This window comes from Sandarakinorhabdus oryzae (assembly GCF_009733735.1).
GTDB lineage: Bacteria > Pseudomonadota > Alphaproteobacteria > Sphingomonadales > Sphingomonadaceae > Sandarakinorhabdus > Sandarakinorhabdus oryzae.
Genome location: NZ_WNJP01000024.1, coordinates 21,046 through 28,087, shown reverse-complemented (window position 1 = coordinate 28,087; position 7,042 = coordinate 21,046). Strand labels below are relative to the sequence as shown.

At 68.1% G+C, this 7,042-nt stretch carries 7 protein-coding genes; 2 read left to right on the top strand and 5 right to left on the bottom strand.

Annotated features, from left to right (window positions below):
* Window positions 1-1,450 (bottom strand): M16 family metallopeptidase (locus tag GJ693_RS04345; RefSeq protein WP_197041955.1); only part of this gene is annotated, 1,450 nt, incomplete at its 3' end.
* A gap of 61 nt (window positions 1,451-1,511) precedes the next feature.
* Here GJ693_RS04345 and GJ693_RS04340 point away from each other — a divergent pair.
* Window positions 1,512-3,155: a M28 family peptidase gene (locus tag GJ693_RS04340; protein WP_156255106.1), complete on the top strand. Its 1,644-nt coding sequence runs from the start codon at window positions 1,512-1,514 to the stop codon at window positions 3,153-3,155.
* Between the two features lie 3 nt (window positions 3,156-3,158).
* Here the strand turns inward: GJ693_RS04340 and GJ693_RS04335 are convergent, their stop codons facing one another.
* From GJ693_RS04335 to GJ693_RS04320, 4 genes are all read right to left on the bottom strand, one after another.
* Window positions 3,159-4,223, bottom strand: coding sequence for a 5-(carboxyamino)imidazole ribonucleotide synthase (locus tag GJ693_RS04335; protein WP_156255105.1), 1,065 nt, complete (start codon window positions 4,221-4,223; stop codon window positions 3,159-3,161).
* Window positions 4,223-4,726, bottom strand: a complete 504-nt coding sequence (purE, locus tag GJ693_RS04330; protein ID WP_156255104.1) for a 5-(carboxyamino)imidazole ribonucleotide mutase — start codon at window positions 4,724-4,726, stop codon at window positions 4,223-4,225. The genes GJ693_RS04335 and purE overlap by 1 nt, the downstream gene beginning before the upstream one ends.
* 88 nt (window positions 4,727-4,814) lie before the next feature.
* Window positions 4,815-5,396 (bottom strand): TetR/AcrR family transcriptional regulator, encoded by a 582-nt coding sequence (locus GJ693_RS04325; RefSeq protein WP_156255103.1) that lies wholly within the window; start codon window positions 5,394-5,396, stop codon window positions 4,815-4,817.
* Between the two features lie 124 nt (window positions 5,397-5,520).
* Window positions 5,521-5,895 carry a DUF4345 family protein gene (locus GJ693_RS04320; protein WP_156255102.1) on the bottom strand — a complete coding sequence of 125 codons (375 nt, stop codon included), beginning with the start codon at window positions 5,893-5,895 and terminating at the stop codon, window positions 5,521-5,523.
* Between the two features lie 99 nt (window positions 5,896-5,994).
* Here GJ693_RS04320 and GJ693_RS04315 point away from each other — a divergent pair, with 99 nt between their 5' ends.
* Complete coding sequence (locus GJ693_RS04315; protein WP_235902626.1) at window positions 5,995-7,041, top strand: MBL fold metallo-hydrolase; 1,047 nt, start codon at window positions 5,995-5,997, stop codon at window positions 7,039-7,041.
* The last annotated feature ends 1 nt before the right edge of the window (window position 7,042 follow it).

Here is a 7,042-nt window from a genome sequence, read left to right as displayed (position 1 = left end):
GGGGCGGGCCCTTGGGGGGCGGCGCGGCGGCGGCCACTTTCGGCGGCGGCGGCACGTCTTCGGCGGCCGGGCGTTCGCCGGGCAGCACCGTCTGCACATAGGCGCCCCTGGCCAGCCATTCGCGCGCCGCGGCCTGCACGTCGGCCGGGGTGGCATCGGCATACCAGGCCAGTTCGACACGATATTGCTCGGGGTTGCCGGCATAGACAGCGCCTTCGGCCAGCGCGACCGCCTTGCCGCCAAAGCCGCCGACGGCTTCCAGCCCGCGGATAGTGCCGGCCACATTGCGGGTGGCGACGCGGCTCACCTCGTCGGCGCTGGGGCCGTTGGCGACGAAATCGGCCATCGCGGCATTGACGGCGGCCTCCACCTCGGCGGGCTTGGCGCCGGGCACCAGGGTCACCTCCAGCTCGGCAAAGCTCACCTTCTCGAACGGCTGCACGCCGCCGCTCACCGCCACCGCCAGCTTCCGCTTGCGCACCAGTTCGTTGTAGAGCCGCGACGACGGGCCGCCGGCCAGCACGGTCAGCGCCACGTCAGTGAGCGCCGAGGCGCGCTCGGTGCGGCCCGGCACCGCCCAGTTCCAGGTGATGCGGGTGGTCGGCACCTTGTCATACAGCGTCTCGCGGCGCTCCTTGTCCCAACGCGGCACCGGGGCGGCCAGGCGCTTCACCTCCGGCCCGCGCGGAATGGCGCCGAAATATTTCTCCACCAGCGGCCGCGCGGTGGCGGCATCGATGTCGCCGGCCAGCACCAGCACGGCGTTGTTGGGGCCATAGTTGGCGCGGAACCAGGCCTGCACGTCGGCCAGGCTGGCGGCGTTGAGATCGGTCATCGAACCGATGGCTTCGTGGGCATAGGGGTGGCCAGCCGGGAACAGCGCCTTCAGCGTGGCATAGCTGGTCAGGCCATAGGGCTGGTTGTCGCCCTCGCGCTTCTCGTTCTGGACGACGCCGCGCTGGGCATCGAGCTTGGCCTGGGTGACGGCGCCAAGCAGCCAGCCCATGCGATCGGATTCGAGATAGAGCGCCAGATCGAGCGCCTGGGTCGGGACATTCTCGAAATAATTGGTGCGGTCAAACCAGGTGGTGCCGTTGGCGTCGGTGGCGCCGACATCCTCCAGCTTCTTGAAGAACACGCCGTCATTGTTCTCGCTGCCATAGAACATCAGATGCTCGAACAGATGGGCAAAGCCGGTCTTGCCGGCCGGTTCGTCCTTCGACCCGATGTGATACCAGACACTGACGGCCACGATCGGCGCCTTGCGGTCGGTATGGACGATGACCCTGAGACCGTTTGGCAGGGTGAAATCCTCGTGCGGCAGGTTCACCTGGCTGACCAGTTTCGCGATGCTGGCCGGCGCGATGCTGGCCGGTGCGGGTTGGGCCTGAAGCGGTGGCGCCAGCAGGGAAAGCGCACCCAACACCGCCAGAAGACTGAATTTTTTCATGCGTCTGCCTTCGCGAATCTTGCCGTTTGCACCGGCTTACCCCGGCTGATAAGCCTCGCCAATGAACAAGCGCTTTCTGACCCTCACCGCCACCCTGCCGCTCATCGTCGCAGCCGCGCCTGCCGCGCCAGCCGATCCGCTGGCGGCCTCCTTCCGCGCCCATGTCGCCTTCCTGGCCGACGATCTGATGGAAGGGCGCGGGCTGGGCAGCCGCGGGCACGAGATTGCCGCCAATTATGTGGCGCAGCATTTCGCCCGCCTCGGCCTCACCCCGGCCGGCGACAACAACACATGGTTCCAGCGCGTCAGCTTTGCCGAAAGCCGCTTTGCCAGCGACCGCGAGACCGCCACGATCGAAACAGGCGGCAAGACGCTCAACCTCGAAAACGGAGTCGGCCTTGTCCTCTCCCCCGGCAACGAAACCGGCGTCGAGGCGGTAAGCGGCGGCCTGGTGTTTGCCGGCTATGGCCTGCAGGACAAGGCGCACGGCATCGACGATTTCGCCGGGCTTGATGTGCGCGGCAAATATGTCGTGGTGCTCTCTGGCGCGCCCGACAATATGAACAGCGAGGAAGCGGCGCACCTGGCCCGCACCTCCAAGCCGATCGCTGCCGAAGCCGGTGGCGCGCTCGGGCTGATCACCGTGCGCACGTTGAAGGAAGCCGCCCGCCTGCCGTGGGAAAAATTCACCCCCCGCGCCCGCCTGCCGCGCCGCGTGCTGCTCTCGGCCAATGGCCAGCCGCTGGGTGACGGCGCCAGCCTGAAGGTGCGCGCCAGCATCGATGATGCCGCTGCCGCCGCGATCTTTGCCGGCAGCCCGATGGATTTTGCCGATGTGCAGGCCGCCGCCGCCAAGGGCGCGGTGAAGGGCTTCGCCCTGCCCGGCCGCCTGACCATCCGCCGCGCCACCACGGTCGAACGCATCACCAGCCCCAATGTCGCTGGCCTGCTGCCTGGCACCGATCCCCGGCTGAAGGCCGAGATCGTGGTGATTTCCGCCCACCTTGATCATGTGGGCCTGAAGGCCAATCCGAAGCCGGGCGAGGATCGCATCTTCAATGGCGCCATGGACAATGCCAGCGGCAGCGCCACCTTGCTGGAAGCCGCCGCCGCGCTGGCCAAGGCGCCGCCGAAGCGCTCCGTGCTGTTCCTGTCCACCACGGCCGAGGAATCGGGCCTGCTCGGCGCCGATTTTTTCGCCCGGAATCCGACGGTGGACGTGCAGCGCATCGTCGCTGATGTGAACATCGACATGCCGATCCTGACCTGCGATTTCGGCGACGTCGTGGCCTTTGGCGGCGATCGTTCCACCATCGGCCCGATCGTGGCCGCCGCCGCCCGCGCGCAGAAGCTCGGCCTGTCGCCCGATCCGCAGCCCGAAGAGGCGGTGTTCACCCGGTCAGACCATTATCCCTTCGTGCGCCGCGGCGTGCCGAGCGTGTTCCTGAAGACCGGCTGGACCGACACCAAGCGCGGCATGGCCTGCAAGGATGCGGAACGCGCCTTCCGCCTCAACAATTATCACGAGGTTTCCGACCAGCTCGACCTGCCGTTCAACTGGAACGCGGCGGCGAAGTGGACACGGCTCAACATCGCCATCATCCGCAACCTCGCCAACGCCCCCACGGCACCGCGCTGGTATCAGGGCGATTATTTCGGCACAGCCTTCGCGCCCAACGCCCCGAAAGCGCCCAAGCCGCGCTGAGGCCTATTTCCCCAGCCGCGTCACATGGCCCATCTTGCGGCCTGGCCGGGCCTCGGCCTTGCCGTAAAGATGCACATGGGCCGTCCCGTCGGCCATCAGGCGCGGCCAATCGGCCACATCGTCTCCGATCAAATTGGTCATCTCGACCCGGCTGGCGGTCAGCGCGGTCGGGCGCAGCGGCAGGCCGACGACAGCGCGGATATGGTTCTCGAACTGGCTGGTGGCACTGCCCTCGATCGTCCAGTGGCCGCTGTTGTGGACGCGCGGCGCCATCTCGTTGAAGCGCGGGCCCTCCTTGCAGGCGAAGAACTCGCAGGTCAGCACGCCGACGTGGCCGAGCTTCTCCGCAACGGTGCGCGCCAGTTGCACGGCCTCGGCCGCCTGCGCCTTCACCAGCGCCGGCGGCGGCAGGCTGGAGGTGGCGAGGATGCCGCCCTTGTGCAGATTCACCGGCACCGGCCAATCGACCATGGCGCCATCCTGGCCACGGCACAGGATCACGCTATATTCATGGGCAAAGGTCACGAAGCCTTCCAGGATCGCCGGCTGGCCGCCAATGGCTTCCCACGCGGCATCAGCATCAGCCGCGGTCATGATCCGCGCCTGGCCCTTGCCGTCATAGCCAAAGCGCCGCGTCTTCAGGATCGCCGGCAGGCCAATCTGCGCGATGGCGGTTTCCAGCGCTTCGCGGCTGTCCACCTGGGCCCAGCTTGCCGTGCGGCCGCCCAGCCATTCGACGAACTGCTTTTCCGCCATACGGTCCTGCGCGACCTCCAGGCTCTGCGCGCCGGGATGCACCGGCACCCGGCCGACGAGCCGGCGCACCGCCGTGCAGGGCACATTCTCCCACTCCAGCGTGACGACATCGACCTGGGCGGCAAAGGCCGCCAGCGCCGCCGCATCGCCATAATCGGCGCGCGTGGTGGCGCCGGCCACTTCGCTGGCCGGCGTGTCGGCTTCGGGCGCAAAGATGTGGCAGCGATAGCCGAGCTCCGCCGCCGCCAGCGCCAGCATGCGGCCCAACTGGCCGCCGCCCAAAATGCCAATGGTCGAACCCGGCGCCAGCATCAGGGCACGTCGTCCACCGGTTCGAGCGCCACCGCGTCGGTCTGCGCCTGCCGCCAGGCCGCCAGCCGCTGGCCGAGCGCGGCGTCGTTGAGCGCCAGGATGGCCGCTGCCTGCAGCGCCGCGTTCACTGCCCCGGCCTTGCCGATCGCAAACGTGCCCACCGGCACGCCGGCCGGCATCTGGACGATCGAAAGCAGGCTGTCGATGCCCTTCAGCGTCTTGGATTCCACCGGCACACCCAGCACCGGCAGCGCCGTCATGCTGGCGGCCATGCCCGGCAAATGCGCCGCCCCGCCAGCGCCGGCGATGATGATTTTCAGGCCACGCCCAGCCGCCGATTTCGCATAATCGAACAGGCGATCAGGGGTGCGATGGGCTGAGACGATGCGGGTTTCATGCGGCACGCCCAGCTCGCCCAGCAGCGCGGCGGCATGGCCCATCGTCTGCCAGTCAGACTGGCTGCCCATGATGATGCCCACCAACGGTGCCGCGTCGCCTGCCATGGCAATTTCGCCCTCTCGATCCCCAAGAAAGCGCCACGCTTTACCCAGTGGCACCGGCCGGCGCAAAGAAAATCGCCGGGGGTGGGCCTCAGCGCTTGGCGGCGATCAGGGCGCTCACGGCCGCGTCGATGACGGCGACTGCATTGGCATGGCTCAGGCGCTGGCGGTCGCGCAGGCGGCCATAGGCTTCCAGGCTCAGCCACAGGTCGAGCTGTTCGAACCACAAGGCATCGGCCCGCTCCGCGGACGGCACAATGCCTTCCAGCCGGGCGCGGAACATCATGGTCAGCGCGTCGAGCCCGTGGTTGAGCAGCGGCGAGCGCTGGCGGTGCATGTCGGCCGCGCGGCGATAGGGCAGCACGGTTTCGAACATCTCCATGCGCCGGTCGAGCGCTTCGCGGACCTGGCCCTGCCAACTCGTCGCCTCATAGGGCCGGGTGAGATGGGTGTAGCGCCGGCCGATGCGATCGATGACCGCGACATAGAGCCCGTCCATGTCGCCGAAATGGCGGAACACCGAACGCAGGCCAACACCGGCGCGGGCGGCAATCGCCTCGGCCCCGGGGATGCCCTGGTCTTCATCGACCAGCGCGATCACGGCATTGATGATCCGATCCCGGCTGGCAACCGAGCGCTTGCGCCGACCATCGAGAATAGCAGTGTCTGCCACGAAATCGCCCCTGAAATAACGATAGTGACACTGCCACCGCTAATTGTCGCTTTCTACTACAAAGAATAGGCCAGCGGGTCCGGGCGAGCGGATTTGGCGACGGAATGAACCAAACTTGCGCTTTTCAGCGCCCGAAGCTGCGCCGTGCCAGCGCCAGCACGCTGATCATTGCGGCTTCGACCAGCATGGGCGGCACCGCGGTGGGTGCCATGCCATCCAGCGCCAGCGAGACGAACCGCCCGGCCAGCGCGATGGCGAGCAGCAGCATCGGCACCAGCAGCGCCCGCCCATCCTTGTGCAGCGCCCCCACCAGCGCGCACACGCCGCCGGTGATGAAGAAACCGGGGAAATCGGCGCGCAGCGTGGCCAGGCCCTGGATACCGACGGGTGACAGGAAGAAGCCCGCCGCCGCCCCGGCCGGGTTGGCCAGGAACATCAGGCCGATCCCGATGTTGAACAGGGCGATCACCCCCACCAATATGCGCAGCAGCCCGGCCATCCTGTCTCTCCCCCTTGGATTGACCGCAGGCTAGCAGCACGGCGCCCGCCTGAAACCCGTCCATTGTCACAAGCCCCGCTTGGTCCTAGCCTGTGCCGCATGCGCCGCTTGCTCCTGGTCCTGCTGCTCCTCGTCACACTGGCCGGGCTGTGGTGGCAGCGCGCGCCCTTGGGCGAGCGTCTGTACAGCCAGATTGCCGAACGCCGCGCTGGCCGCAATGCGCTGGCGGGGCGCAGCGATGGCCTCACCCTGATCTTCTGCGGCACCGGATCGCCGCTGCCTGATCCGCAGCGCGCCGAATCCTGCCTTGCCATCAAGGCCGGTGACAATCTGCTGCTGATCGACGGCGGCGACGGTGGGGTGAGGAAGCTCGCCGGCATGGGCGTGCCGCTGGGCGGGCTCGACGCCGTGCTGCTCACCCACCTCCACAGCGATCATATCGAAGGCTTGGCGCCAGCGCTGCTGCTGCGCTGGACCGGCAGTGCCGCGAAGACGCCGCTGCCGCTGATCGGCCCCGCTGGCACCGCCCAGGTCGCCGCCGGCTATAATCTGATGCTCAGCGCCGATGCCTCCTATCGCACCGCCCACCACGGCGAGGCGATCGCGCCCACCGGCGGCGGGCAATTTGCCGGGCAGGACATGCCGCCCGGTGTGGTGTGGAACCAAGGCGGCCTTGTCATCACCGCCTTCCTCGTCAACCACGCGCCGGTCGCTCCGGCCTATGGCTATCGCATCCGCTACAAGGGCCGCAGCGTGGTGGTGAGCGGCGACACCGCCGCTGCGCCGGCCGTGACCGAAGCCGCGAAGGGCGCCGATGTGCTGGTGCACGAGGCGCTGCAGCCCCGGCTGGTCGCCGCCATCACCCGCGGGCTGGAAAACGCCGGACAGCCGCGCACCGCGCAGATCACCCGCGATATCCTCACCTATCACACCAGCCCGGAACAGGCGGCGACGCTGGCCAGCAAGGCGGGTGTGAAACTGCTGATGCTCACCCACATCGTGCCGCCCGTGCCCAATCGCCTGTTCGAAGCCGCCTTCCTGGGCGATGCCGCCAAGCGCTTTGCCGGCCCGATCCGCATTGCCCACGATGGCAGCCTGCTGCACTTGCCGGCCGGCAGCACGGCGATCGAGGAAGACGGGCTGTGAC

Bases quoted from the DNA above. Each gene is read 5' to 3' on its own strand.
- GJ693_RS04340 (WP_156255106.1), top strand. From the start codon at position 1,512: ATGAACAAGCGCTTTCTGACCCTCACCGCCACCCTGCCGCTCATCGTC.
- GJ693_RS04335 (WP_156255105.1), bottom strand. From the start codon at position 4,223: ATGCTGGCGCCGGGTTCGACCATTGGCATTTTGGGCGGCGGCCAGTTG.
- purE (WP_156255104.1), bottom strand. From the start codon at position 4,726: ATGGCAGGCGACGCGGCACCGTTGGTGGGCATCATCATGGGCAGCCAG.
- GJ693_RS04320 (WP_156255102.1), bottom strand. From the start codon at position 5,895: ATGGCCGGGCTGCTGCGCATATTGGTGGGGGTGATCGCCCTGTTCAAC.
- GJ693_RS04315 (WP_235902626.1), top strand. From the start codon at position 5,995: ATGCGCCGCTTGCTCCTGGTCCTGCTGCTCCTCGTCACACTGGCCGGG.